A 1,070-nucleotide genomic window follows, 5' to 3' on the forward strand; every position below is an offset into this window, starting at 1 on the left:
GGAGAATGTTTGTAGTATCATACTTATAAACAGGAAAAAACCCGTGTTGGTAGCACGGGCGTAGGGTTTAAATAACTGTGCGTATTTTGTTGGTTTCATTATACCCTACACAGGGCCTTTTTTAAACCCTTTTTTCCTGCCAAAATATGTTTTGGAGGATTTTTTTATGTCTGGAATTGTCAAAGTTTATAAGCAAGAAAACCCGTTTGAAATGATTCCTAGAACAACTTTGCAAGACAGCAGCATATCATTGCAAGCGCTGGGACTATTGGTAAATGTTTGTTCTTATCCCGACACATGGCAAATATACAAAACTGAATTGTATAAGCGCTTTGACAAGAACAAAGAAACTAGCGTTCGAAACGCCTGGAAGGAATTAATAGAGGCCGGTTACGTCATGGAAAAAAAGTATAGGAACGGTAGAAAATGGGAGTACGAATACGCAATTAGGACAACGCCTTTCACAGAAGAGGAAAAAGCATCCTTTAAGGGTACAAACGAGGACGAAAAAGGGGAAGATGACCACTTTTTGAGGACTGGATTTTCAAGACCTCAAAATGAAGTCCTCAAAATGAAGTCCTCAAAACCACGAGGTAATATATATAATAATAAAAAGAATACACATAAAGAGAATACACATGAATATATTACACATCTATCAATCAGCGAAGAACAGAAATCATTTTTGTTAAAGTACGCTGACGAGATCAAGCTGGATCACCTAAAGGCTTATGAAGAGCTTGACGGATTGATTGACGATAAATATCTATTAAACTCAAAGTTTCTCGACTGTGTGCAAAAGAAAAACGTCAAGAATTTTAAATCGTACTTTAAAAAATCCCTGGACGATGCACGGAAAGAAACACCTAAACAGCTGAGAGAAGAGAAAAAGCCGGAATGGTTTGGATCTACTAACGAAGGCAAACAGCAAATGAGCGAAGAAGAGTTGAAACGGCTGGAAGAGAGCAAAAACGAAATGCTAAATACCTGGAACGATATTAAAAACGGCAGCACGCCGGAAGGATACAATTTTTCAGAACGGAAGCTTTGGTAAAGAGCGCCCTATATGC

The 1,070-nt window shown here is 38.2% G+C and carries 1 protein-coding gene; it reads left to right on the plus strand.

Features of this window, described 5'->3' with window-relative positions:
- Nucleotides 1–166: 166 nt before the first annotated feature.
- Nucleotides 167–1,054, plus strand: a complete 888-nt coding sequence (locus ACFRAC_RS36805) for a hypothetical protein (protein ID WP_052470526.1) — start codon at nt 167–169, stop codon at nt 1,052–1,054.
- Nucleotides 1,055–1,070: the final 16 nt, after the last annotated feature.

It is taken from the genome of Streptomyces sp. NPDC056628, assembly GCF_042792555.1.
Taxonomy (GTDB): Bacteria; Actinomycetota; Actinomycetes; order Streptomycetales; family Streptomycetaceae; genus Streptomyces.